Source organism: Gracilibacillus halophilus YIM-C55.5, from assembly GCF_000359605.1.
Lineage (GTDB): Bacteria > Bacillota > Bacilli > Bacillales > Amphibacillaceae > Gracilibacillus > Gracilibacillus halophilus.
On record NZ_APML01000042.1, the window covers coordinates 24,659 to 50,822 of the forward strand.

Annotated in this window: 25 protein-coding genes, 1 pseudogene and 1 riboswitch; of the genes and pseudogenes, 21 read left to right on the top strand and 5 right to left on the bottom strand. The window is 39.5% G+C overall.

Features of this window, described 5'->3' with window-relative positions:
• Positions 1-29: 29 nt before the first annotated feature.
• Positions 30-1,499 carry a catalase gene (locus J416_RS10080; protein WP_003470096.1) on the bottom strand — a complete coding sequence of 490 codons (1,470 nt, stop codon included), beginning with the start codon at positions 1,497-1,499 and terminating at the stop codon, positions 30-32.
• 403 nt (positions 1,500-1,902) lie between these two features.
• Here J416_RS10080 and J416_RS10085 point away from each other — a divergent pair, with 403 nt between their 5' ends.
• The 4 genes from J416_RS10085 to ytzI all read left to right on the top strand — a co-directional run bounded on the left by J416_RS10085 (position 1,903) and on the right by ytzI (position 4,273).
• Positions 1,903-2,679, top strand: coding sequence for an ABC transporter ATP-binding protein (locus J416_RS10085; protein WP_003470097.1), 777 nt, complete (start codon positions 1,903-1,905; stop codon positions 2,677-2,679).
• A gap of 88 nt (positions 2,680-2,767) precedes the next feature.
• Positions 2,768-3,115 (top strand): DUF1360 domain-containing protein, encoded by a 348-nt coding sequence (locus J416_RS10090; protein ID WP_003470098.1) that lies wholly within the window; start codon positions 2,768-2,770, stop codon positions 3,113-3,115.
• Positions 3,116-3,418: 303 nt separating this feature from the next.
• Complete coding sequence (locus tag J416_RS10095) at positions 3,419-4,105, top strand: lysozyme family protein (protein ID WP_040513352.1); 687 nt, start codon at positions 3,419-3,421, stop codon at positions 4,103-4,105.
• Between the two features lie 12 nt (positions 4,106-4,117).
• Positions 4,118-4,273, top strand: a complete 156-nt coding sequence (gene ytzI / locus J416_RS15795; protein ID WP_003470111.1) for a YtzI protein — start codon at positions 4,118-4,120, stop codon at positions 4,271-4,273.
• Between the two features lie 60 nt (positions 4,274-4,333).
• Here ytzI and J416_RS10100 read toward each other — a convergent pair whose 3' ends face one another.
• Entirely contained in the window at positions 4,334-5,500 is a 1,167-nt protein-coding gene (locus J416_RS10100; RefSeq protein WP_003470113.1) for an iron-containing alcohol dehydrogenase, read from the bottom strand.
• A gap of 206 nt (positions 5,501-5,706) precedes the next feature.
• On the opposite strand from J416_RS10100, the gene J416_RS10105 reads away from it, so the two are divergent.
• Positions 5,707-6,120, top strand: coding sequence for an organic hydroperoxide resistance protein (locus J416_RS10105; protein WP_003470115.1), 414 nt, complete (start codon positions 5,707-5,709; stop codon positions 6,118-6,120).
• 204 nt (positions 6,121-6,324) lie between these two features.
• Here the strand turns inward: J416_RS10105 and J416_RS10110 are convergent, their stop codons facing one another.
• Positions 6,325-6,636: a hypothetical protein gene (locus tag J416_RS10110; protein WP_003470117.1), complete on the bottom strand. Its 312-nt coding sequence runs from the start codon at positions 6,634-6,636 to the stop codon at positions 6,325-6,327.
• Positions 6,637-6,719: 83 nt separating this feature from the next.
• Complete coding sequence (locus J416_RS10115) at positions 6,720-7,916, bottom strand: CynX/NimT family MFS transporter (protein WP_003470119.1); 1,197 nt, start codon at positions 7,914-7,916, stop codon at positions 6,720-6,722.
• Between the two features lie 167 nt (positions 7,917-8,083).
• Between J416_RS10115 and lepB the strand changes: the two genes are divergently transcribed.
• The 10 genes from lepB (at position 8,084) to J416_RS10165 (ending at position 15,668) form a co-directional block, all read left to right on the top strand.
• Positions 8,084-8,632: a signal peptidase I gene (lepB, locus tag J416_RS10120; protein WP_003470121.1), complete on the top strand. Its 549-nt coding sequence runs from the start codon at positions 8,084-8,086 to the stop codon at positions 8,630-8,632.
• Positions 8,633-8,684: 52 nt separating this feature from the next.
• A riboswitch (TPP riboswitch) is annotated at positions 8,685-8,795 on the top strand.
• A gap of 118 nt (positions 8,796-8,913) precedes the next feature.
• Positions 8,914-9,741: a bifunctional hydroxymethylpyrimidine kinase/phosphomethylpyrimidine kinase gene (thiD, locus tag J416_RS10125; RefSeq protein ID WP_003470123.1), complete on the top strand. Its 828-nt coding sequence runs from the start codon at positions 8,914-8,916 to the stop codon at positions 9,739-9,741.
• Positions 9,734-10,528, top strand: coding sequence for a hydroxyethylthiazole kinase (gene thiM / locus J416_RS10130; RefSeq protein ID WP_003470125.1), 795 nt, complete (start codon positions 9,734-9,736; stop codon positions 10,526-10,528). Before thiD (J416_RS10125) ends, thiM begins: the two co-directional genes overlap by 8 nt.
• On the top strand, positions 10,525-11,172 hold the full coding sequence (thiE, locus tag J416_RS10135) for a thiamine phosphate synthase (RefSeq protein WP_003470128.1): 648 nt from the start codon (positions 10,525-10,527) through the stop codon (positions 11,170-11,172). Before thiM ends, thiE begins: the two co-directional genes overlap by 4 nt.
• Positions 11,173-11,213: 41 nt before the next feature.
• A complete protein-coding gene (locus J416_RS10140; protein ID WP_003470131.1) occupies positions 11,214-11,735 on the top strand; it encodes a type 1 glutamine amidotransferase domain-containing protein in 522 nt (173 codons plus the stop codon).
• Positions 11,736-11,829: 94 nt separating this feature from the next.
• On the top strand, positions 11,830-12,306 hold the full coding sequence (locus J416_RS10145) for a DUF456 domain-containing protein (RefSeq protein ID WP_003470133.1): 477 nt from the start codon (positions 11,830-11,832) through the stop codon (positions 12,304-12,306).
• Positions 12,307-12,322: 16 nt separating this feature from the next.
• Entirely contained in the window at positions 12,323-13,114 is a 792-nt protein-coding gene (gene thiD / locus J416_RS10150) for a bifunctional hydroxymethylpyrimidine kinase/phosphomethylpyrimidine kinase (RefSeq protein ID WP_003470136.1), read from the top strand.
• Positions 13,115-13,338: 224 nt separating this feature from the next.
• Complete coding sequence (locus J416_RS10155) at positions 13,339-14,271, top strand: ABC transporter ATP-binding protein (protein ID WP_003470139.1); 933 nt, start codon at positions 13,339-13,341, stop codon at positions 14,269-14,271.
• Positions 14,264-15,211 carry an ABC transporter permease gene (locus tag J416_RS10160; RefSeq protein WP_003470141.1) on the top strand — a complete coding sequence of 316 codons (948 nt, stop codon included), beginning with the start codon at positions 14,264-14,266 and terminating at the stop codon, positions 15,209-15,211. Before J416_RS10155 ends, J416_RS10160 begins: the two co-directional genes overlap by 8 nt.
• A 25-nt stretch (positions 15,212-15,236) precedes the next feature.
• On the top strand, positions 15,237-15,668 hold the full coding sequence (locus J416_RS10165; protein ID WP_003470170.1) for a DUF4064 domain-containing protein: 432 nt from the start codon (positions 15,237-15,239) through the stop codon (positions 15,666-15,668).
• Positions 15,669-15,734: 66 nt separating this feature from the next.
• Here the strand turns inward: J416_RS10165 and J416_RS10170 are convergent, their stop codons facing one another.
• Positions 15,735-16,664 (bottom strand): DUF4349 domain-containing protein, encoded by a 930-nt coding sequence (locus J416_RS10170; protein WP_003470172.1) that lies wholly within the window; start codon positions 16,662-16,664, stop codon positions 15,735-15,737.
• Between the two features lie 277 nt (positions 16,665-16,941).
• Here J416_RS10170 and J416_RS10175 point away from each other — a divergent pair, with 277 nt between their 5' ends.
• The 6 genes and pseudogenes from J416_RS10175 (at position 16,942) to murB (ending at position 26,060) form a co-directional block, all read left to right on the top strand.
• A complete protein-coding gene (locus tag J416_RS10175) occupies positions 16,942-18,201 on the top strand; it encodes an argininosuccinate synthase (protein WP_003470174.1) in 1,260 nt (419 codons plus the stop codon).
• Positions 18,198-19,625 carry an argininosuccinate lyase gene (argH, locus tag J416_RS10180; RefSeq protein WP_003470177.1) on the top strand — a complete coding sequence of 476 codons (1,428 nt, stop codon included), beginning with the start codon at positions 18,198-18,200 and terminating at the stop codon, positions 19,623-19,625. The genes J416_RS10175 and argH overlap by 4 nt, the downstream gene beginning before the upstream one ends.
• A 127-nt stretch (positions 19,626-19,752) precedes the next feature.
• Positions 19,753-20,847, top strand: coding sequence for a carbamoyl phosphate synthase small subunit (locus tag J416_RS10185; RefSeq protein WP_003470179.1), 1,095 nt, complete (start codon positions 19,753-19,755; stop codon positions 20,845-20,847).
• Positions 20,840-24,076, top strand: coding sequence for a carbamoyl-phosphate synthase (glutamine-hydrolyzing) large subunit (carB, locus tag J416_RS10190; protein WP_003470186.1), 3,237 nt, complete (start codon positions 20,840-20,842; stop codon positions 24,074-24,076). Before J416_RS10185 ends, carB begins: the two co-directional genes overlap by 8 nt.
• Positions 24,073-25,007, top strand: a pseudogene (gene argF, locus J416_RS10195) (ornithine carbamoyltransferase). Before carB ends, argF begins: the two are co-directional and overlap by 4 nt.
• A gap of 135 nt (positions 25,008-25,142) precedes the next feature.
• The gene (gene murB, locus J416_RS10200) at positions 25,143-26,060 is read left to right on the top strand and encodes a UDP-N-acetylmuramate dehydrogenase (RefSeq protein ID WP_003470188.1); all 918 of its coding nucleotides are present in this window, start codon (positions 25,143-25,145) and stop codon (positions 26,058-26,060) included.
• Positions 26,061-26,164 lie beyond the last annotated feature (104 nt).

Genomic DNA, 26,164 nt, shown 5'->3' on the forward strand with positions numbered 1-26,164 from the left:
ATAAAGGACACTCGGGTTCATAATAAAGGTTATTTTTTCAGATGAGCTGGAACTTCTACACCTAATTTTTTAGCCACACCTTCTGCTAGTTCAGGGGCTACGTGATAGAAGTTTTCAAGTTGACGTTCAATGATGCCTTCGCGCGTAACAGCACTCATATGGTCAGCAAAGTTTTGCATGAGGCGATCACGCTCACCATCATCCATAACGTCACGGAACAGTGCTCTTGGCTGAGAATAATGGTCATCACTGTCATAAGGTACACTGTCAGCGAAGCCTTCTACCTCAAATGGTGTTGTTTTGTTTTCTGGTGTTTCTTTCGGTGCTTCATCATAACTATTTGGCTCATAGTTGATGGCACTTCCACCATTACTGTCATGACTCATGAAACCATCGCGCTGATAATTGTTAACCGGTGATACTGGGCGGTTAATCGGTAGCGATTCATGATTGGCACCGATACGATAACGGTGTGCATCAGAATAAGAGAACAAGCGACCTTGTAACATCTTGTCTGGAGATGCTTCAATACCAGGAACAAAGTGAGCAGGTGAGAATGCAGCTTGTTCAACTTCAGCGAAATAGTTCTCAGGGTTTTTGTTTAATACCATTTTACCGACTTCAATTAATGGGTAATCAGCATGTGGCCAAACTTTTGTTACGTCGAATGGATCGTAACGATAATCTTTCGCCTCTTCTTTTGGCATAATTTGTACTTTTAATGTCCAAGAAGGATAGTTGCCCTCTTCAATTGCGTTAAATAGATCTTCGGTATGATAATCTGGATTTGTACCAGCTAATTCATCAGCTACTTTCGGATCTAAGTTTTTAATGCCTTGATCTGTTTTGAAATGATATTTGACATAAAATTCTTCGCCGTCTTTGTTCACCCATTTAAAGGTGTGACTTCCGTAACCATTTGTATGGCGTAATGTAGCTGGAATACCACGATCAGAGTGTAACCAAGTAATTTGATGTAATGACTCTGGTGATAGACTCCAGAAATCCCATACGGCGTTTTTATCTTTCAAATGAGTTTGCGGATTACGCTTTTGTGTATGGATAAAGTCTGGGAACTTAATCGCATCACGAATAAAGAATACAGGCGTGTTATTTCCGACTAAATCGTAATTTCCTTCATCTGTATAGAACTTCACGGCAAAACCGCGAGGGTCACGTACCGTATCGGCAGAACCTAATTCACCAGCAACAGTAGAGAAGCGAATGAACATTGGTGTTTGTTTTCCAACTTCAGAAAGAAAATCTGCTTTTGTATATTTTGATACGTCGTTTGTTACTTCAAAATAACCATGAGCACCCGCACCTTTCGCGTGAACAACACGCTCTGGTACACGCTCGCGGTTAAAGTGAGCTAATTTTTCTAATAAATGTACGTCTTGAATTAATGTTGGGCCACGTTGACCGGCTGTAATTGAGTTTTGGTTATCCCCAACTGGAGCGCCAGATGCGGTGGTCAAATATTTTTTTTCATTACTCATTTACAATGCACCTCTCCTTTACATGTAGTTTTCTCTTAAAAATCCTACATCTGCTATTATAATACAAGTTTTATAAAAATCAATATTTATTTATAATAATTTTAAATAAAATTTGTGAAAAAGAAAAGAAGACTTTTGCTAAGCATATAGTGAAAGCTTCCTTTGATCTGCCATTAGATATCACAAAAAATAGAGAGAGAAGTCGACTTCTCTCTCATGAAAGATTCTACTTTTGTTGATTGGGGGTAACAAAAGATAGAGAATAGGGAATGCTTTGGTGCACATCGTTATGTGCTATCTTTATTATAATGATAATGAGAATCATTTTCAATACATAAATGAAAATTTGTTCCTTTTTTCTTATTATAGAAAAAAGGTATACTATGAACGAGGGGTGACGCTTATGATCGTAAATCTAGAAAATGTTAGCTTAAAAAAGGATGGCAATTGGTTATTACGCGATATCAATTGGAAGATACATCATGGAGAGCATTGGGCGTTATTAGGATTAAATGGTGCAGGCAAATCTGCATTATTACATATGCTTAATGCGTATTATTTCCCAACCACAGGTGAAGTGGAAGTGGTTGATAAAAAATTTGGCCGTGATGTATTAGGTGAACGTTTACGGCAACAAATTGGGTTTGTTTCAGCGTCATTAAAGGAACGAATGAGTGGATCAGACACCGCTTATCATGTGGTGTTGAGTGGTGGCTTCTCATCGATTGGCTTATATCAGACACCGACAGATGAAATGAGAAATCGGGCGCAAGACTTGTTAAAAGAACTCGGTTGTTGGGAATATGGGAATCGTCCCTTTCGAACTTTATCACAGGGTGAGAAGCAACGAACATTGATTGCAAGGGCTTTAATGGGAGATCCAAAATTATTAATATTGGATGAGCCAACAAACGGGTTAGATTTTATTGCAAGGGAAGAACTACTAGAAGCGATGGAACGGATTGCGAACAGTGAACAAGCTCCGGCAGTTATATTTGTAACGCATCACGTGGAAGAAGTGATTCCGATCTATCATAAGATATTATTATTAAAGAATGGGAAAGTGTTTGCTAAAGGGCAGCGTGAGGAAATGATACATGCGAAACGATTGAGTCAATTTTTTGAAAAAGATGTAGATGTATCATGGCAACATCAGCGCCCTGTTTTACGGCGAACATAGGCTATACTGAAAAGATATAAAGAGTCAAACATCAGCATGTTTTTCATCTCTCTTTCATAAAATAAATGATGAGAGAGGGAGTGGTGACGTGATACCGGTGTTTTCGTTTGTATTATTGTGTCTAGCTACGTTTCGACTGACACGGCTAGTGCTTTACGATAAAATTACGGCTTTCATTCGTACGCCATTTATTGAAGTAGAAGAACAAACACTAGCTGACGGAAGTATCGAAGAGACGATATATGTAAGAGAAAAAGGATGGAAGCGCTGGGTTGGAGAACTGTTGACATGCCACTGGTGCTTTGGGATGTGGATGTCGCTATTACTATTAGCTGGTTTTTATTATGTTCCAGTCATTTTTCTTCCTATTATATTGGTACTTGCGATTGCCGCTGTTGCTTCCATCATCGAGGTCATGGTCGGTTATTTTCTCTAGGTATTAACTTAGCTCTCGTAACTTCGCTTTTTTACCACAACCGCAGGATTTCTTTCTTCTTGTTTTTTTTACTTTTTTCTTCGTATGCTCATGTGCTTGCATCTCGATCGCTCCTTTATAGAATATCCCAGTTTAATCGGTGTATGAGCACCGATTTTATATTTACGTAAAGCGGAACTGTCCCTTGTTTCAAAAGATGATATCGATGAATGTAGTTATGTGTTGTATACGAAATGATAAAAGGGTTAGTCTATGTTATGCTATATTCGTTACAAGGTTCGGGCAGATATCATTTAAAGGGGAATGTTCCGATTGCGGAAGAAGCAAACGAAAGGGTTAGATGTGATTTTTACCATCATCAAGATCGGTGTACTTATAGCTGGTGTGCTCGTATTGATTGTTTGGTTCTATCATCATCAATGGCAAACGACAATCATGCCAGATGAAAAGCGGTTAACGGAGAATGTCTTGCAATATAAAGAAGATGTGCAAGCGGCATTAAAAAGTTATGATCGCGAGGAGTATACGGGTGTAATTTTGGCACTCATGATGCAGGAATCGGCCGGTAGAGGAAATGATCCGATGCAAGCGTCTGAAAGTTATTGTGGGGAAGTCGGTTGTATAGATGATCCTTCATTATCCATTGAACAAGGCGTTCGTTATTTTGTTAACGTACTTGAGAAAACAAATGAAGATGTACTATTAACCTTACAATCGTACAATTTTGGCGCTGGTTTTATTGATTATGTTCAAGAACGTGGTGGGAATTATACAAAAGAATTAGCCATTGCATTTTCTCAGGAAAAATATCAAGATGTGAAAGATACGGGAAACTACAGTTGCATTCGCGAAGAAGCAGAACCGTACCGAGCTTGTTATGGTGATATTTTGTATGTGCAATCTGTACTCGATTATTATCCAGAAGCAAAGAAAGCAGTGGATGAGGATGTTCGTCCGATTCGAATACCAAAAATACCCGAAGAGAATTGAGGTGTGATTCGTATGTGGGTCATTTTTATCGTTTGTCTTGCTGTAATCATTTTTGTGTTAGGAGCCACATTATTTACAATAAATAAAGGTTATAGTTTTAACCAGACGGTGGATCCACACCCAGATGAACAGAACGAAGAGGAAAAGAAGAAAGACGAAGACAAATAACAAAAGCCTTTACAAGATCGATTCGGAGTCTTGTAAAGGCTTTTGATTTGAATGCTCAATTTAAAGTGCTTTTTGATAAATAGCGACGGCATCCTCTCGATTCAAGGACTTAAAGTTGCCAAATTGGTCTCTGGCGATCACGGTTCGGTCTGCCATTTCAGGAATGGAATCTTCTGTGATGTCATAATCGCCGAGTGATGAAGGCGCACCAAGACTGTTCCAAAAATCGCGAAGTTTTTGAATACCTTCAAGGCCGATTTCTTTATCTGATTTTCCTTCTGTATCCACATCAAACACGCGAACAGCTAGTTGTTTAAAACGATCCACGTTTTCATCGATGGCATATTCCATCCAATGTGGGAATAGGATGGCTAAACCGCCGCCGTGAGGGATGTCATGTACGGCTGATACGGCATGTTCAAGGTTATGTGTCGCCCAATCGCCTTTATATCCCATATTCACCATGCCATTTAAAGCCATTGTTCCGTTGTAAAGAATCGTAGCACGGTGTGTTTCGTTTTCTAAATCTTCGAGTAGTTTTGGTGCTGTTTCAATAACGGTTTGCAGTATTCCTTCTACCATGCGGTCTTGTAATAAAGTATTTTCTTCATGATGGAAATAATGTTCGAGCGCATGAGACATAATATCGACCATGCCGTAAACCGTTTGGTGTTCAGGCACTGATTTTGTATAAGCTGGATCTAAAATTGAGAAAGCTGGGAAGGAGTAAGGACTGCCCCATCCATGTTTTTCTTTTGTTTCCCAATTTGTGATTACCGATCCAGCGTTCATTTCTGATCCAGTGGCCGCAAGTGTTAAGATCGTGCCAAATGGTAAAGAACCAGTTGCTTGTTCTTTTTTCGTTACAATGTCCCAAATATCAGCATCTGTTACGGCACCGGCTGCAATGGCCTTCGTACAATCAATCGTACTACCACCACCTACGGCTAAAATAAAGTCAATATTCTCACTTTTGCATAGCTCAATTCCTTTACGTGCAGTTGTCACACGCGGATTTGGTTCCACACCGCTTAATTCAAAAATATGTTTACCAGCGTCTTTTAAGATGTTAGTGACTTCATCATACAATCCATTCCGCTTGATGCTTCCGCCACCATAGACCATCAAAATATTTTGTCCATATTGTTCAATTTCATGTTTTAATTGTTCAATTTGATCCGAACCAAAGTAGAGTTTCGTTGGATTATAAAAAGCAAAGTTCTCCATGAGAAAACCTCCTATTTTCATTAAAATAACGTCCTATTTAAATATGGCAAGAATTGATACATGTGTAAAGCAATCTGTTTGTAGCAGAACGTAGAATTATTTTTACCTAAATGAGGTTTAATTATTTGGAAGAAAAGGAATAGTATTGATAGAATATAATATAGAGTCACAAATAGGTTTATATTTAGGAAAAAGGAGTGGATTTCATGAGCAACGTAATTTTCACATCGAAAGCAACTGCACAAGGTGGCCGCGAAGGTCATGTAAAGTCAGATGACGGATTGGTTGATGTAAACTTAGTTGATGGTGCCAGCAAAGAATCTGGTTCGAACCCAGAGCAACTGTTTGCTGCAGGCTATTCAGCTTGCTATGATGGCGCGCTAAATTTAATGGCATCTAAGAAAAAGAAAGACATCGAATCAACAACAACAGCTGAAGTAAGCTTGATCAAAGACGAGAGCGACAATGGCTTTAAACTTGGCGTTGTTTTAAATATCGAAATTAAGGGCGTTTCTCAAGAAGAAGCGGAAGAACTAGCAAATGATGCACACGACTTCTGCCCATACTCCAAAGCGACAAGAGGAAATATTGAAGTTGAATTAAAACCAAAAGCAGTATAAAGCGATAAAAAGCACACCGAATATTTCGGTGTGCTTTTTTCATGGCTATTCGTCATGATTGTTTATTGTGGAAATAATCAGTAAATGCGTGGAATAGTTCTATGCCTTGAAAAATAGATAGACTGATGCTGTAGCCGAAAACATGCCAATCATAATCATTCGAATCCATAACATAAGCTTCTCCCTCCTTATTCTATTATTTTTCTAAGAATAAGAAGGTGAAATGAGATAACTCGACTGATAAAAAATAGGGACGAGATAACGATATATAATGGGTATAAACGTTAGAAAAAGTGAAGATAAACATAAACTAACAAACGATAATCCAGTCAGAAACTCGTTCAAGACATCTCCTGTATCTTTTCCGTCGCCATCTGTCGTTAAGTTTTCATTGCCTATAGATAACTCCATGACAGAGTGATCAATAGGATTGGCCTGTATCATATGATTTTCTGACAACAGATGAAAAGAAAAAATACTCGTAATCAAAACGAGAAGGACAATGTTTCGTTTCAATGCATCATCCCCCTTCTATAACCTACAATATTCATTATACTCTTCCATTCATTCTATGAAAAGAGATTGAAAATATGATGACGTTACGAATGGATTACATATTTATTTCTGCCAGCAGCAAGTCCAAAAAGAGTCATTGTGCAGGTAATGAAAATAATCGTCACAATGGAAGATTGCCAAGTTGATGTTATATCAAACAAAAAGCCGATCAACATAGGGCCAACTGAAGCCAGTAAATAGCCGAATGATTGAGCCATGCCGGATAATTCTGCGGCTTGTCGTGCATTTGTTGTGCGTAATCCTAACAATGCTAAAGCGAGACTGATGCTGGCACCTAACGTAAAACCGATCAATGTTACTAAAATCACTGTGATAAGCCAACCGTGTGAAAAAAGTAAGCCTGTATATCCGATCACTCCTACCAATCCGAAGACGAAGACGACAGGTTGTTGATTCGGTAATTTACCAGCAATAATCGGTGTGATAAACGTAGCTGGAAGGCTAATAAATTGCATATAAGCAACAAACCACCCAGCTGTGTTCGCTGAAAAACCATCTGCTTGTAAGATTTCGGGCAGCCAAGAGATCGTCACGTAAAATAAAAATGACTGTAATCCCATAAATAACGTCACTTGCCATGCAACTTTTGAACAGAACATTTTCTTTGCACTTGGTTCAAATAATGTAACGTCATTTTTGGCAGGAGCATATCTCATAGCTATCGTCCATACAATAATTCCAAGAACGGTTAACAGTCCCCAACTACCGAGTGACCATTCCCAATGATGATGAAACAAATTCGTCAAAGGAACGCTAAGGCCAGAAGCTGTGGCAGCAAGAATAGACATACTCGTTGTGTACATACCTGTCATCAAGCCGATTTTGTTAGGGAAATTAGCCTTGATTAAACTCGGCAAAATCACATTGATAATCGCGATTCCAATTCCTGCAAAAATTGTTCCCATGTAAAGAAAGAACAAGCTCGTAACAAGTCGAATCACAATTCCAGCTAAGAGGATCAATAGTCCAAATAATAATGTTCGCTCATTTCCCAATCGATTCGCAATCCGCGGAGCAATCGGTGACATGAAACTAAATGCAAGTAACGGGAGACTAGTAATAAGACCGGCATTCCAGTTGTCGAGGGCTAAGTCATCTCGAATGGTTGCAATAATTGGACCTACAGCTGTAATGGCTGGTCGTAAATTAAAAGCGAGTAAGATAATCCCCAAAATAAATATAAAGATTGAAAGTTGAGTGGTTTTCTTGCTTGTTACCATATATTTTCACCCTATTTTCTTTATTTTTATCTGACATATCCATCGTATAATATGTTAAAATAAGTAAGTGACATCGACATATACATACTGAATACCCATATTAGATTAACATAATAGAAATGAAAGTGAAATCCGCAAAATGACACTATAATAAGGACTGAAACTGAATGAAGAATAAATTTTTAGCTGAACTTTTTTCATGGTTAAAAGCACTTGCTGTAGCGCTTATTATCGTGCTTATCTGCCGTCAATTTCTTATTACCCCATCGATTGTCAAAGGAGAATCGATGATGCCGAATTTAGAAGATGGCGATCGGATTATCTTAAGTAAAATCAGTGAAATTAACCGTTTTGATGAGATTGCTTTTAAGGCACCAGATACCAATGATAATTATGTGAAACGAGTGATTGGTGTACCAGGTGATCGTGTTGAGATGAGAAACGATCAACTTTATATTAATGGTGAGACATATGAAGAACCGTATTTGCAAGAATTGAAAAGTCATATTCCAGAGGGACAAGTTTTAACAAGAGATTTTGAATTAGATGATGTTACACAGCACGAAGTTGTACCAGAGGGAAAGTATTTTGTATTAGGTGATAATCGACGAGTGAGCAAGGATAGTCGAAAGTTTGGTTATATTGACCAAGAAGCGATTATTGGTGATGTGAAATTCCGCATTTGGCCATTAGATACATTTGGCATGATTGACTGATTTTCTTTGACTTTTCTCAAAATTCGTGTTTTAGTGAACATAACAATGATAAATAGTCCGCTAGGGGCGCCGAAAAGGCTGAGATAAGAATTAGTATTTGATTCTTGGTCCCTTTGAACCTGAACTGGTTAATACCAGCGGAGGAAAGTGGAGGTTGAATAGTACATGTTTACACATGACCATGAGTCATTAATCTATGTAGCGACAACCGCTCCACTTTTAATAAGTGAAGCGGTTTTTTGTTTTAAAACAGTCAATTTCTGAGAGAGGGGAGATCGCTAGTGAAATCGATACCGACAGCTTTAACAATTGCCGGAACGGATCCTTCAGGAGGAGCTGGTATCCAAGCCGATTTAAAAACGTTTCAGGAGAGAGAAGTTTATGGAATGAGTGTGATTACGTCTGTTGTAGCACAAAATACTTTAGGTGTGAAAGACGTAGAGAATTTACCAGTCCATTTTATAGAAAAACAATTCGATGCGGTGTGGGAAGATATTCATCCGCAGGCGATAAAAACAGGAATGATCGCAACGGTTGAAATGATGGAATTGCTTGCTCGTAAACTTGAACATTCCTCTGTTCCTTACGTGATCGATCCAGTAATGGTAGCCAAAAGTGGTGATACGTTAATGGAAGAATCCTCTCGTGCAATGGTTCGTGACGTATTGCTTCCATTATCGGCGGTAGTTACCCCTAACGTGCCTGAAGCGGAGTTTTTAGTCGGTTTTCCCATTCGTCATACGAACGATGCTGAAAAGGCGGCAAACACGATTGTTACTGAATTAGGAGCGGGTGCTGCTGTTGTCAAAGGCGGGCATTTAGATGGTGAAGCGCTAGATGTGTTGTATGATGGGAATTCTTTTGACTATTTTAAGTCAAAGCGTATTGATACGAAACACACACATGGCACTGGTTGCACGTTTTCTGCGGTGATTACAGCCGAGCTGGCAAAAGGAAAGTCTGTTAAAGAGTCTGTTGCTTTAGCGAAGCAATATATTACCGATGCGATTGAATATTCTTTGGAATTGGGCAAAGGAAATGGACCAACGAACCATTGGGGCTATCGCTTATTAGATGTACCTGGACAAAGGAGGTCTTTACATGATTGAATCTGTACGTAAAAAACAGCCATTAGTTCATCATATTACGAATCAAGTGGTGATGAATTTTACGGCGAATGGCTTATATGCACTTGGTGCTGCACCCGTCATGGCGCATGCGAAAGAAGAGGTAGAAGAGATGGCTACTGTAGCGAATGCGCTCGTATTGAATATTGGGACATTAACCGCTGAACAAATTGAAGCGATGATTATAGCAGGAAAAGCTGCAAATCGCGCAGGCACACCCATCGTGTTAGACCCAGTAGGTGTTGGTGCTACTTCGTTTCGAACGGAATCTGCTCGAAGAATTTTAGATGAAGTCGATATACAAATGATTCGAGGCAATGCAGGAGAGGTCGCAAGTTTAGCTGGTATTACAATGGATGTTAAAGGTGTTGATGGTGCAGAAGGAGTGGATGGCGTAGCTCTAGCTTCCAAGGCATATGAGATATTGAACGTGCCATTGGCAATCACTGGAGAAACAGATGTGTTAATTGATGATCATGAAAAAATGACTATCTCAAATGGAGATGCAATGCTGACGAAAGTGACAGGGTCAGGTTGCTTACTATCATCTGTCATTGCATCATTCTTAGCAGTTGAACAAACACTATTTTCTGCAGCAAATGCAGTTGGATTTTATGGAATAGCAGCAGAACGCGCAACTGAGCAAGCCCGACATCCAGGTCAATTTCAAATCGCGTTACTCGACCAATTGCATCAAGTGTCTGGGCAAGATGTCGAAAAGCATATAAGGCTTTCAAAGCAATTCATCGGTCAAGGTGATCATGTATGAAAGAGTTACTACAAGTATATTTTATTTTAGGAAGTAATAATACTGATCGAGATCCGCTCATTGTTTTAGAGGAAGCGTTACAAGGTGGTGTGACACTATTCCAATTTCGGGAAAAAGGTGATCATGCCTTACAAGCCGATGTGAAAGTAACATTAGCTCAACAGATGAAGGAATTATGCCATCGTTATAACGTGCCTTTTATCGTTAATGATGATGTATCGCTTGCTTTAGATATTGGTGCAGATGGCGTTCATGTAGGTCAAGATGATATGTCAATCACCGATATTAAGAAACGGTGCCCAGAAGATTGGATTGTTGGTGTGTCGGCGACAAATCAATCTGAGGCAGAGAAGGCGGTTGCAGATGGAGCGGATTATATTGGTGTAGGTCCGATCTTTGGCACAAATACAAAAAAAGATGCCAAGCGCCCGATTGGTCTTAGCGGAGTTAAACAGATTCGTGCTGTGGCACCAAGTATCCCCATTGTGGCGATTGGTGGAATACAACTGACTGATGTCATCCCTTTAATGAAGGTAGGAGCTGACGGTGTATCAATCATTTCTGCGATTAGTCAGTCAGAAAAACCGATGCAAGCGACACAAGCTTTTGCGCGGCATGCATCGTATTTTCATCAGGGAATGTAATTTGATACACTAGGAATAACCTAATGAAGGAGGTATGATCCTTGCGTCTATCGAATAAAAAAGTGATTGCCTTAGTCGAAGAAGATTTTGAAGATCTTGAATTGTGGTACCCGATACTACGTTTACAAGAAGAAGGTGCTACCGTTCATCTTGTTGGCAAAGAAGCAAACAAAAAGTATGACGGAAAATATGGTGTACCAGCTGAATCGGATTACGCTTTTGGTGATATACAAGCCAGTGATTATGATGCGATTTTAGTACCAGGAGGCTGGGCACCAGATAAATTACGCCGCTATCCGGAAGTTCTTGATATGGTTCGCCACATGAATGAAACACAAAAGCCGATCGGACAAATTTGTCATGCTGGCTGGGTGTTAATTTCAGCAGGTATTTTACGTGGAAAGAAAGTCACGAGCACGCCAGGTATTAAAGATGACATGACGAATGCTGGTGCAATGTGGAGTGATGAAGCCGTTGTTACGGATGGTCACATCATCTCGAGTCGTCGTCCGCCTGATTTACCACCATATGTGAAGGCTTTTGCGGACCAATTAGCGGAATAATATTCAGAAGCATCTTGTCACATCACACAAGGTGCTTTTTCTTGTTTGGAAGTTTGATTGTGATTGCACTGGAATCCAAAATAGGAGGTTAAGCATGGATATATTGTGGTGGCTATTGATTGTTGTTTGTTTTGTACTTGCTTTTGTCGGTGTCGTCTTTCCTATTATTCCGTCGGTGCTCGTTATTTGGATTGGGTTTTTTATTTACCAATTTTTATTAGCGACTTCATCGATTGGTTGGTCCTTTTGGATAGCAATGGGCATATTAACAGTTATCGTCATTTTGGCTGATATCATTGCGAATAGTTATTTCGTTAAAAAATTTGGTGGCAGCAAAAAAGGGGAATGGATGGCGGCTCTAGGGGTGATTATTGGCTCATTTATGATGCCGCCAGTAGGGATTATTATTGTTCCCTTCATTTTTGTTTGTGTGACTGAGTTATTGCAGAAGAAAACAAGCGATCAAGCCATTCGAGCCGCTTTTGGCTCATTGTTAGGATTTTTAGGTGGAACATTCGCCAAAATCATTATTCAATTGATCATGATTATTTGGTTTTTGATCGTAATTTAACATCGAGGTGTTGTTCGTGAAGCGTTTATTAACGATAGCTGGTGCTGCCAGTCAGGGTAGTGCTGGAATCCAAGCAGATTTAAAAACATTTCAAGAACGTAACGTCTACGGAATGAGTGTCATAACGGCGACCGTGGCGAATAACCAAACAACAGAGCAAGGCATTTTCCTACGGCCATTAGAAGAGATTGAGGCACAATTTTATGCGGCAACGGAGATGGTAGGCGTCGATACGATTAAAACGGGTATGTTATTTTCGGCCGACATTATCGAAAAGGTTGTTCAACTAATCGATCATTATCCAGTACCTCATGTCGTCGTCGATCCGGTCATGATTGGAAAAATGGGGTCGCAGTTGTTAGAAAATGAGGCAATTCAAACGATGAAACAACTGTTACTGCCAAGAGCGACCATTATGACGCCGAATCGATATGAGGCGGCGAAATTGTTAGATAAACATCCGTCTCAAACAAAAGCAGAATTGATTGAAGATGCAAAAGCGCTATACCAGTTTGGTTCGACTTATGTAATTGTGAAAGGTGGTCGAATCGAGGATGAGGCCATTGATGTATTATACGATGGTGAACGAGTGCAACTGTTTCACTCTTCTCCGGTACATACCATTCACACTAGTGGTGCGGGGTGTAGTTTTGCTTCATGTCTAGCGGCGGAACTTGCGAAAGGAAAGACAATCTCGGAAGCTGTGGATATTAGCAAATCATATGTATGGTATGCCATTCAATATGCACTTAATTTTGGCGAGGGTATTGGATCAGTGAATCATGCAGCGAAGAGAATGTACTCATAAGAATAAAAAAAGAGCGATTGCATCATCTGCAATCGCTAAAATAAAGAAAGAACAAATAAGATAGATAACAACTATAGTAGTACTTAAACTACTTTACGTCCACTTATGTAAAGTTTTATGACATAAGTTGTTATGTATTTTATCGTAATGGAAAATGATAAAAAAATCAAGCAAAAAATGAAACTTCTCCATATTTTTCTACGTAATAAGAAGGGGATAAAAAAATGGAGGTGGAAGTTATGCAACCAGCCATGGAGTTGGTCAATTTATACAAAAGTATTGGTAAGAAGCAAATCATTAAGAATTTAAGCTTTTCAATTTATCCTGGTGAAGTGTTTGGGTTTTTAGGTCCTAATGGCGCAGGGAAAACGACAACGATTCGTATGATGGTCGGGTTAATGAAAATTACGAGTGGAGACGTTAAGATTAATGGAACCAGTGTAAAAAACGACTTCAAAGGAGCGATTCAACACGTTGGCGCCATTGTGGAAAATCCAGAAATGTATCCATTTATGAATGGGTGGAAAAATTTAAAACATTATGCGCGCATGATGAATGGGATAACGGATGAGCGGATACGTGAAGTAGTTTCGTTAGTCGGTCTCGAAAAGGCAATGAAGGAGAAGGTTGGTAAATATTCATTAGGTATGCGTCAGCGGATGGGGATTGCGCAAGCGTTATTACATAGGCCATCCGTATTAATTTTAGATGAACCGACGAACGGATTAGACCCAGCTGGGATTCGTGAAATCAGACAATATATTCGACGGTTAGCCGAACAAGAACAAGTCGCTGTGATCGTTTCGAGTCACTTATTGTCAGAAATTGAACTGATGTGTGACCGAATCAGTATTATAAAAAATGGTGAGCTTGTTACCGTAGAAGAAGTACAAAACTCAACTGAAAAAGACGAACGTGTGGAAGTATGGCTAGAAGTAGAGCCAGTAGATAAAGCCAAAGCGGTTATCGAAAAACACCATGAACTTGAGGTAGTTGTTCATCATGATAAGTTATCTATGTCAGTAACCAAGGAAACTATTCCAGAGATTGTGAAAGGTTTAGTGCAAGACCAAGTGAATGTGTATGAAGTGACGACGAAATCATCTAGTTTAGAAGATAAATTCTTTGATGTGATTGGAGAGAATACCATTGCTTAACTTTTTATCGTTACTAAAAAATGAACAAGTCAAACTTTATTCACGATTCTCTACTTGGTCGATGTATATCATTCTTGCGAGTATTATCATATTAGCTGGAATGATCACCGCCATTTTCGGTGATGTAGATACAGAAGGGTATGGTAATGATTGGCGAGCGGAATTGCAAGCTGAAAATGAGCAATTACAAGCTGAGATGGAAGAAAGCGAATTTGCTATTCATGAGAATTCCATTAATAAGAATAATTACTATTTAGAACAAGATATTAAACCACAGCCTTATGATGCTTGGGCATTTACTTCAGAATTCTCTATGCTAGGTTTCATGCTTAGTTTGTTTATGGTAATCATAGCTTCTGGACTCATTGCTGGAGAATTTCGATGGGGAACGATTAAATTATTATTCATTCGACCGATATCGCGGACGAAAATCTGGCTGTCGAAATATATAACGATTATGATCACGACGTTATCTATGTTTGTATTCATGTTCCTCTTTGCGATGATCTTAGGCTCTTTACTATTTGGTATTAATGGCTTATCTCCATCAATGGTACAATTGAGTGGGAATGAATGGGAGCAAGTGAATATTGTCAAAGAAATCCTTTCACAATATGGTTTAATTTTGGTAGAGTTAGTCATAATGGCTACGTTAGCATTTATGATTTCCTCATTGTTTCGTAATAGCGCCATGGCCATTGGACTCACAATTTTCCTTATGTTTGCGGGGGCCTCGGTTGTAATATATCTTTCGGAATACGATTGGGCGAAGTTTATTTTATTTGCAAATATTGATTTACAGCCATATTTCGGGCCAGGTCAACCGATGATTGAAGGAATGACGCTTACTTTTTCAGTGATCGTGTTGCTGACTTACTATGTGGTGTTTTTATTGGCATCTTGGTTTGCTTTCACGAAACGAGATGTAGCTGGACACTAAATGACGAAAAAAGGAGAGGTATAAAATGAAGAGAACAGCAGAAGTGGTACTTGCGATTATTGGTGCATTTGTTTATGGATTATTCGGATTTTTTGGTGTCATGTTCTTAATACTTCAAAATAATGAGGAGTTTATTGAACAATCTTTACAAAATAACCCGGCTATTGAAGGTGGTCAAACCATTGACCCAGATTTGTTTATGCAATTTATGGGTGTTGGTGGCACAATCATAATTGTTGGCTCGTTAATTTGCGTGGCGCTTGGTATTGTGGCAATGGTACTATTTAAAGGTGATAATAAGCCAAAGCCGGCTAGCATCATTTTGATTATCGTCGGTGCTTTGACGACAGTGATTACTTTTGGTGGTGCTATCTTTGCAGGTATTTTCTATGTAATCGCTGGAATTATGGGACTTGTGCGTAAGAAAAAACCAGAAGCAGCACTAGAAAACTACTAAATCATCGATATCCATGTTAAAATCCCAGTCCTCCATAGAAAAGGAGGTTACTGGGATTTTAATGTGTTATTTTTTCAATCGGCGACGGATGATCCAGTAAGCAAGTCCTCCCACAAAAATAATTAACAAGAAGATGGGCGCGTTACCGACAAAAAAGATGAAGATACCTGATGCCCCAGAGAGTAGTGCATTAATACTTTTTGTGAACTGTTCTTTAGTCCTTTCCCATGTGCTTAATGATTCATCTTGTACATTGGTTACTTCAATATTTTTCTCCGTAATTGAAAAGGTGACGGTGGCATAAGATGCTTGATTATCTAAGTAATTTAATTTTCCGGTCAACTGTTCGATTTCCTCTTGTACATCTGCAAGGTCAGAAGAAATGTTAAGCAAATTCTCTGTATCATCTGCTTCTTCCATGAAGGCTAGTAATCGTTCTTCGACGACCTTTTTTGCTTCAAGACGACTCTCTAAATCAACGTATTCCTCCGTGACATCCTCACCACTTGTGGATTGATTAACGACACGGATATCGCCATCTTCAATCACTTGTAAAAATGGCTGAAATTTATTAGATGGAACACGTACTGTCATCGATCCTCGTTTTTGATCTTCTTCATGCGATGTCGAGTTCGATGATACGATATAACCATTTGATTGATTGGTTTGTTCTTCAATAAACGAAACGGTATCTGAATAGCTTTCGGTTTCTAATTGCAGTGAAGCATTATAGACAATTTTTCGATCGGACACATTCATTTCTTCTGTGTTCGATGATTCTGTGTCTGATGCTGCTTCTTCCTCCATTTGATTGTTATTTAATGCCTGTGAATTCGAGTTACTACTGTTACTTTCCTGAAACCCTGATTGTTCATTCTCCGCAGCGGCTCTATCCTCAGATGTTGATTCATCTGCTTTGTTAGAGTCTGCATTAGAGCATGCCGTTATACCGATAAAACAAGAGACGACAAAAAATAATAGCCATTTTCTCATCATTCATTTCCCTCCATTTTCCTTTTCTTACTGAGGTAGACGTGTAAGTGGAAAGAAGGTTACAAATTTATATTTATTCATTGTAACGAATAGAAACAAAGAACCCTATAATAGCAGTTGTTAGATTTGTGATAACAAATAGAACAAAAGGTGTTTTTGAAAAAAATTTAAAAAAATTTATCCCTAACTATTGAATTAATATACTTTTTAGTGCATAATAATACATAAATAATCCATGAGACAGATTCGAATGAGAATTTTACTAAGGAGAGATAACGATATGAGTAAAGAAAAAGTAGTATTAGCATATTCTGGGGGACTCGATACTTCAGTTGCCATTAAGTGGCTACAAGATAAATATAATTTTGATGTCATTGCTGTTGGTTTAGATGTGGGAGAAGGTAAGGATTTAGAATTTGTTAAAAACAAAGCATTAGATGTAGGTGCCATTAAATCTTATTCTGTAGATGCAAAAGAACTATTTGCTGAAGAATTTGTTCTCCCTGCATTGCAAGCGAATGTAATGTATGAAGGGAAATATCCATTAGTTTCAGCGCTTTCTCGTCCGTTGATCTCGAAAGTGTTAATCGATATTGCTGAAAAAGAAGGAGCTGTAGCAGTAGCGCACGGCTGTACGGGTAAAGGTAATGATCAAGTTCGGTTTGATGTTGCGTTTACTGCGCTAAATCCTAATATGCAAATTGTAGCACCTGTTCGTGAATGGCAAATGACAAGAGACGAAGAAATTAAATATGCGCAAGAGAACGGCATTCCGATTCCAATTGATTTAGATAGTCCATATAGTGTTGACCAAAATTTATGGGGACGTAGTAATGAGTGTGGCATTTTAGAAGATCCGTGGGCAGAAGCGCCAAAAGATGCATTCGAATTAACGCAAGATCCAGTGGAGGCACCAAACGAGCCAGAAGTTGTCGAAATTGAATTTAAACAAGGGAAGCCAGTTGCATTGAATGGTACACCATATGCGTTAGATGAGCTGATTCTTGAATTAAACCAAATCGCTGGAAAACATGGTGTTGGAAGAATTGATCATGTGGAGAATCGTTTAGTAGGTATTAAGTCACGTGAAATCTATGAAGCACCTGCAGCAATAACATTGATCAATGCACATAAAGAAATCGAATCAATCACATTACCAAGAGAAGTGAGTAAGTTCAAACCAATTGTTGAACAACAGTTAGAACAAACGATTTATGATGGCTTATGGTACAGCCAGTTAACTGATGCGCTAAAAGCATTTATTAAAGAAACACAAACTTATGTGAATGGTGTAGCGAAAGTTCAACTATACAAAGGGCAGGCATTTGTTGTCGGACGTAAATCCGATAATTCATTATATGATCTTGATCTAGCCACATATAATAAAGGGGATCAATTTGATCATGAAGCCGCACTAGGATTTATCAAGCTTTGGGGCTTACCGACAAAAGTACATTCTACTGTAAACGATGTGCATGCTGATAAAGCAACAATTATGGAAAAAACAAAAATTGATAAAAAGGAATCTGTAAAACAATGAAACTTTGGGGCGGACGATTTACAAAACCAACGAATGAGCTCGTCGATGAATATACCGCATCGATCAGCTTTGATCAAAAATTAGCACAATATGATATTCAAGGGAGTCTAGCACACGTGGAGATGCTCGCCAAGTGTGCTATCATCCCAGAAGCAGATGCTGAAACGATTAAGCATGGCTTGGAAGTTGTTGCGCAAAAAATTGAAGCAGGCGAAGCAGAACTCACACAAGCCAACGAAGATATTCATATGAATGTTGAGAAGCTGTTGATTGATGAAATCGGAGCTGTTGGTGGTAAATTGCATACTGGCAGAAGCCGCAATGACCAAATTGCATTAGATATGCGCTTGTATTTGAGAGATGCCGTTGTATCGTTGGTGGAACTTGTCTCCAAATTGCAAGAGGCGTTGCAACAACAAGCAAAGCAAAACTTAGATACGATCTTGCCGGGGTATACGCATTTGCAGCGTGCTCAGCCAGTTTTATTCGCTCACCATATGATGGCATATGTATCGATGTTTGAAAGAGATGCCGATCGACTTATTGATAGTTTCAAGCGGATCAATCGTTCTCCGCTTGGAGCGGGTGCTTTAGCAGGAACAACATTTCCAATCGATCGTCATTATGTAGCAGAAAAGCTAAACTTTGATGGTGTTGTCGAAAATAGTTTAGACGCCGTTAGTGATCGAGATTTTGTGGTTGAATTTCTCTCTAATGCTTCCTTATTGATTATGCACATGTCACGTTTAAGTGAAGAACTTGTGCAATGGTCAAGTGCTGAATTCAATTTTATCGAGCTGGATGATGCGTTTTGTACAGGAAGTAGCATGATGCCACAGAAAAAGAATCCAGATGTTGCTGAATTAGTCCGTGGCAAAACTGGGCGTGTCTATGGTAATTTAACGGCGATGCTAACGACATTAAAAGGATTACCAATAGCGTATAACAAGGATATGCAAGAGGACAAAGAAGGCATGTTTGATACAGTCGAAACGTTAAAAGGGGCACTCGCCTTATTTGCACCAATGATTGAATCGATGCATGTTCATAAGGAAAATATGTATCAAGCTGTCGCTGAAGACTTTTCCAATGCGACAGACTTAGCGGATTATCTAGTGAACAAAGACGTTCCATTCCGTGAAGCACATGCAGTTGTCGGTCAAGTCGTTCTTCACTGTATTGAAGAAAATCAATACTTATTGGATCTAACGATGGAAGAGTTTCAACAATTTTCAACATCCATTGAAGAAGATATTTATGATGTGCTGTCACCTAAAGCTGTTGTGAATGCTCGTGACGTGGTTGGTGGTACAGCTGAAAACCGTGTTGAAGAACAAATCCATCAAGCTGAATCACGATTATCAGAACGACACCATTGGATACAAACGCATGTCGACAAAGTAAATGTACTCAAAAAGAACTAAAAAGAAAAACTTGGGAGACCAAGTTTTTCTTTTCGAAACAAGTGCATAAATATAAATTATATAGTATAATTATTAATAAAGATTGTGCTGTAACAAATAGCCTTGTTGACAGATAAGGAGGATAAACATGCAAGACGAAATGGCTTACCTTGTTTTAAATACGGGAGATGTATTAGAAGGAAAATGGTTAAGTTCTGTCCGTTCAACGGAAGGAGAACTTGTTTTTAACACGGCAATGACGGGTTATCAAGAAGTCATGACTGATCCCTCATATGCGGATCAAATTGTGACCATGACATATCCACTCATTGGAAATTATGGGTGCAATGACATTGATTATGAGAGTTTAAAACCGTATTTAGCTGGTTTTATTGTATCGACAGCGAGTCATAATCCAGAGCACTATGAATCAAAACAAACGTTACAGAAATTGCTGGATGAACATAAGATTCCTGCATTATCAGATATTGATACACGGGCACTTACACGTATTATTCGTGAACATGGCGAGGTTTACGGCAAGATTACTGCAGATCCTTATGATCAACCTGACATGTCTTCTGTGAATCCAGATATCGTTTCGACCGTATCCGTTACACAAAAGCAAGTATTCAAAACAGATCAGCCAGCCAATGATCCAACGCCACATGTCGTACTCATGGACTTTGGATATAAGCATTCAATTGCTCAATCATTATTAGCGTTAGGCTGCGATGTCACAGTGGTTCCTTATCATACATCATATATTGAAATTCAATCACTTGATCCAGATGGAGTTTTACTATCCAATGGCCCTGGTGATCCAAAAGCATTATCAGATTTATTACCGAATATTAAACATATTTCAGAGGAATATCCGACACTTGGCATTTGTTTAGGCCATCAATTGGTAGCCTTAGCTCATGGCGCAACTACCAAACGACTTCCATATGGTCATCGTGGAAGCAACCATCCTGTAAAAGATTTGCAATCAGGGAAAGTCATGATTACGTCACAAAATCATGGGTACGTCGTCGACTATGATTCTGTCAATATGAAAGATTGGTATGTTTCGCATGTGAATGTGAATGATCAATCAGTCGAAGGTTTAAAACACCAATCCAAACCGTTAATGACCGTACAATTTCATCCGGAAGCACACCCGGGGCCAATTGATACCCATCATTTATTCGTAGATTTTATCCAGCAATTTATTACTAAGGGAGAGAAGCAGCATGCCTAAGATTGACCAGTTACAAAAAGTACTTGTTATTGGATCAGGTCCCATCATTATCGGGCAAGCAGCGGAATTCGATTATGCCGGAACCCAAGCCTGTCTCGCATTAAAAGAAGATGGTGTGGAAGTGGTCCTTGTAAATAATAATCCTGCAACGATCATGACCGATGAAAATATTGCGGATAAAGTATATTTAGAACCACTTACCTGTGAATCAATAACGAATATTATCGAGAAAGAACAACCTGATGGTATTTTGCCAACCCTTGGCGGGCAAACGGGTTTAAATATGGCGGTATTGCTTGATGAAGCAGGCGTACTCGAAAAATATGACGTCACATTACTCGGTACACCACTTGAAACGATTCAAAAAGGGGAAGACCGTGAAATCTTTAAATCCATGATGAAAGACATCAATGAGCCAATTGCTGAGAGTTTATCGGTAAGCTCCATTGACGAGGCGATCGATTTTGCCAATCAAGTGGGATATTCGCTGATTGTACGTCCAGCCTATACACTAGGTGGTGCAGGTGGCGGAATTGCAAACAATGAAGATGAGTTACGTACCATTGTCAAAAATGGACTGCATTACAGTCCTATTAACCAGGTTTTGATTGAACAAAGCGTAAAAGGTTGGAAAGAAGTAGAATATGAGGTTATGCGCGATGAAAATGATACGTGCATTATCGTCTGCAATATGGAGAATTTCGACCCAGTTGGTGTGCATACTGGTGACAGTATCGTTGTCGCACCGTCACAGACGCTCACCGATCGACAATATCAAATGTTGCGTACATCATCCTGCCGAGTCATTCGCGAGTTAGGTGTGATTGGTGGCTGTAACATTCAATTTGCCTTGAATCCAGAGAGTGATGAATATATTATCATTGAAGTGAATCCGCGTGTCAGCCGTTCAAGTGCGCTTGCATCGAAGGCTACAGGATATCCGATTGCCCGTATCGCTGCGAAATTAGCATTAGGCTATCATCTAGACGAGGTGAAAAATCCTATTACCGGCGATACGTATGCAAGCTTTGAACCTGCGATTGATTATATTGCTGCAAAAATCCCTCGTTGGCCGTTTGATAAATTTACTCAGGCTGATCGTTTACTTGGAACACAGATGAAGGCAACGGGTGAGGTTATGGCGTTAGCAAGAAATCTTCCTGCTGCCATTAATAAAGCCGTTCGTTCCCTTGAAATTGGTCTTGATTCTCTTCATCTACCAGGTATAGAGAACCAATCGGATCAAGAATTGCAAACTGCGTTAGTGCAAGCGACCGATGAACGAATCTTTGCTGTAGCAGAAGCACTAAGACGTGGCATGAGCGTGGAGGACATTTTTTCCATTACGCAAATTAATCAATATTTCTTACATGAATTACATGCGATGGTAGAGAAGGAAAAACAAATTGCGAAAACAAAGTGGCAAGATCTTACTGCGAACGAATTAAAAGAGGCTAAGGAATTTGGATTAGCGGATTCGACGTTAGCTAATTTGTTAGATGTAACGGAGGATCAAATTCGACAGAAACAAAGTGAAGCTAAACTAGCCCCTTCGTATAAAATGGTGGATACTTGTGCGGCTGAATTCTCTGCAGAGACCCCTTATTTTTATAGTTCTTGGAATGAATTTGATGAAGTCGAATCGCTAAAAGGAAACAAACGCATGGTTGTATTGGGCTCTGGACCGATACGTATCGGACAAGGAGTAGAATTTGATTATTGTTCTGTTCATGCTGCTAAGTCCCTGCAGGCACAAGGCGTTGATGCGGTGGTTGTAAATAACAATCCGGAGACAGTCAGTACGGATTTTAATACGGCGGATCACTTGTATTTTGAACCATTAACCGTTGAAGACGTCTTGCACATCGTAAAGAAAGAAAAAGCGCAAGGTGTACTTGTACAGTTTGGCGGACAAACAGCAATTAATTTAGCTGAAGGATTACAACAAGCAGGGGTTTCCATCACGGGAACAGAATTAGAGGCTATCTCAGCTGTGGAAGACCGTGAGCAATTTTACCAGCTACTATCAAGCTTGGATATCCCACATATTCCAGGGGATACTGTGATGGCTACCGAAGACGCAAAAGCAGTCGCAGAAAAAATTGGTTATCCGATCTTGTTGCGTCCATCATATGTAATCGGTGGGCAAGGAATGGTGATTTTGTACAATGAACAGCAGCTTGTAGACTATTTATCTGAACTGCAAACGAGTGTCCATGATGATCGAATTTTTCCATTGTTAATTGATCGGTTTATTGAAGGATACGAAGTGGAAGTCGATGCGATTTGTGATGGTAAAGATGTGTTAATCCCTGGCATTTTTGAACATACTGAAAAAGCAGGTGTTCACTCAGGTGACAGTGTAGCTACTTTTCCTGCGCCGAATCTGACAGATGGTCACAAACAAACGATCGAAGCGTATACACAAAAAATCTCTTCTCAATTGAATGTCAAAGGAATTATGAATATCCAATTTGTCCTTAGTGAAGATCGACAGACGGTGTATGTATTAGAGGTAAATCCGCGAGCTTCAAGAACGGTTCCGATTGCGAGTAAAGTAACGGGTGTACCTATGGTGGATCTAGCGACACGAGTACAAATGGGTGAATCATTAGATGATCAAGGATGGAAGCTCGGTTTACATGAAGATGTCCCTTATTATGCTGTGAAGATGCCGATTTTCTCATCGAATAAGTTGCCAGGTGTTGATCCTGTGTTAGGTCCAGAGATGAAATCAACGGGTGAAGCAATTGGAATGGGGTCAACGGTAGATCAAGCGATGGCGAAAGCATTCGGATGGGCAGAAAATAGTATGAAGGCACTAACGAAAGATGATACTATTTTTGTTTCATTCGATTCGCTGACAGCATCCGTTATTGATCAATTGAAAGACTTATCAGTAACGGTTGATACAGACGAAGCAACCACCGATCAGTTAGCTAATCGAGGAATCTCAAATATCAATCGTGTCTCCTTATCAGAAGCGAAACAAAAGTGTATGGATGAGGCTTATGCATTGATATGTGATACGCATCGAAGTGGTGAACGCGATCAACATGTCGAGTTACGAGAAGCGGCATTAAAGTCAGATACAAAATGTTTCACGTCAAATGATACTTTCAAATCTTATTTACAAGTCATGGATCAAGACATTGAATTCCCGCAGTCGATGCAACAATATCGGGAAAGTCAAAGCCCAGTTAATCAAAAGGAGCGTGTCGTACGGTGAGTGTGAAAGAAAATTTAAAGGGGAGAAGCCTGCTAACACTAGCAGACTTCTCAAAACAAGAAATAACGTATGTACTCGAATTAGCTGATCAAATCAAACAAAAGCGCAAGAATGGCGAAGTCTATGAACCATTAAAAGGAAAAACACTAGGCATGATTTTTGAAAAGTCTTCGACACGTACACGCGTATCTTTTGAAACAGGCATCTATCAGCTAGGTGGTTCAGGACTATTTTTAAGCGCTAATGATATTCAGCTAGGTCGTGGTGAGCCGATTTCTGACACGGCAAAAGTGTTGTCTGGCTATTTAGACGGAATCATGATTCGTACCTTTTCTCAACAAGATGTAGAGGAATTGGCTGACAATGCATCGATTCCAGTGATTAACGGGTTAACAGATGATTACCATCCATGCCAGGTGTTAGCCGATTTACAAACGATAAAAGAAGAAAAAGGCAAACTGGAAGGATTGAAGCTTGCCTACATTGGCGATGGTAATAACATGGCGCATTCACTCATGATCGGTGCTGCAAGATGGGAATTGATGTTTCAATTGCGGCCCCTAAAGGATACCAGCCAAATCCTGAGATTACCTCAGTTGCAAAAGACGTTGCAGAAGGAACCGAAGTGATCGTGACAGATGAAGTGACTGAAGCTGTGAAAGATGCTGATGTGATTTATTCCGATGTTTGGGCAAGTATGGGTCAAGAAAGTGAACAAAGTCAACGCGAAGGAGCATTCTGGAATTATCAAGTGAACAAAGAATTGTTTGTATATGCAAAAGCGGATGCGATTTTTATGCATTGTCTCCCTGCTCACCGCGGAGAAGAAGTAACTGCCGAAATTATTGATGGCCCACAATCGGTTGTCTTTCAGGAAGCAGAAAATCGCCTTCATGCACAAAAGGCATTAATGGTTGCTTTAATGGGATAAAAGATGGAACGCTGGACTCTAACAGTAGAAGTCCAGCTTTTTTGTGTAAGAGTGGAGATTGCCCTTCTTGCTTGTCTATTGCTATAATAAAGATTAATTGTGTAGATGATTCGCTTAATAAGGGATGGATTCCAAATGGATAAGCAACAAGTGATAAGAGACTTGCATGATGTTATAAAAGAAACCAATTTTTCAGTGGATGAATTACTAAAAGATCATACGTATACAAAACTCGGTGGAAAAGCGGATGTTTTTGTCACACCAGATACGATAGATGAAGTGCAACAAGTGATAAAATACGCCAATGCGCATGACATTCCTTTTACACTACTTGGCAATGGATCGAATGTGATTATTCGTGATGGTGGCATACGCGGTATTGTTTTAAGTTTGAAGAAATTTGCTACCATTCAACGAGATGGGAATAAAGTGATAGCGCAAAGTGGTGCGAGAATTATTGATGCATCACGTTTCGCGCTAAATGAGTCGTTAACTGGATTAGAATTTGCATGTGGGATTCCCGGAACGGTCGGTGGTGCCCTCTATATGAATGCGGGTGCTTATGGTGGTGAAGTGAAAGATTGTTTAGCGCATGCATTAGTTGTCGATCGTTTCGGTGAAGTTCATCGCATCGCAGCCGAAGGGTTCGATTTGGCGTATCGAACGAGCAACATTGCGGAAAAAGGTTATATTGTTTTGGAAGCTACGTTTCAATTAGAACCTGGAGATGCGAGAGAAATAAAAGCGATGATGGATGATTTAACGAACCGACGTGAATCGAAGCAACCACTCGAATATCCTTCGTGTGGTAGTGTATTTAAGCGCCCTCCAGGATACTTCGCTGGAAAACTTATTCAAGATAGCGACTTACAAGGCAAGGGCGTTGGTGGTGCGGAAGTGTCAACGAAGCATGCTGGTTTTATCGTTAATAAAAGTGATGCGACAGCGACTGAATACATTTCTGTCATCGAAATGGTTCAGCGAACAGTGAAAGAGAAATTCGGCGTTGCACTTGAGCGAGAGGTCAGAATTTTAGGTGAAGATGAGAAATGATTTTTGATAATGATGTAATGAAGGCAGAAAATCGATCTTGAAGCCGGAAGAAGTGTCATCATTAGCATCATGAAGGTAGAAAAATGATCTTGAAGCCGGAAAAA